The following is a 504-nucleotide window of genomic DNA, read 5'->3' on the forward strand; positions in this document are numbered from 1 at the left end:
CGATATCCAACCATCACGCAGTGAATAAAGCCCTTCGGATTTTAAGTATTCAAGGGATAAAGCTTGATTAACCCCCGGGGTTTTGGCGCTGCGCCATGGTCCTTTGCTGGTGATGCCACACGCAACGGCAGCCTGAACATGTACACCTAGTTTCATTAAACTTCTAACTTTGGTGCGTGGCTTTCGCCACTGCCGCCAATAGGCCATTCGAACTCTGCGTCTGATCCAATTATCGAGATCTACGCATCGCTGGTACCCACTGGCAATACCGAAGTAGTTTATCCAGCCACGTAAGTACTGGCTGAGTTTAAAGAGTTGGTAGTGCATAGACACGCCCCAATTACGGTTTGTTAACCTTCGGACTTGCTGTTTGAACTTTTGCAATGTCTTTGGGTGCCAGTGAATGCGACCTCCCTTGAACGTGAACCCAAGGAATTTGCTTCTACTGGTTTTAACTACGTGGCTTTTGACCGTATTCACGATCAGTTTCAAGCGGTGATTCAG

1 protein-coding gene is annotated in these 504 nt (G+C 47.6%); it reads right to left on the reverse strand.

Going from position 1 to position 504, the window contains the following annotated elements; genetic code table 11:
* Nucleotides 1–504, reverse strand: a 504-nt coding sequence (locus EOK74_RS20725) for a group II intron maturase-specific domain-containing protein (RefSeq protein ID WP_275404787.1), incomplete at both ends; no start/stop codon positions are given.

This window comes from Paraglaciecola marina (genome assembly GCF_004360155.1).
Lineage (GTDB): Bacteria > Pseudomonadota > Gammaproteobacteria > Enterobacterales > Alteromonadaceae > Paraglaciecola > Paraglaciecola marina.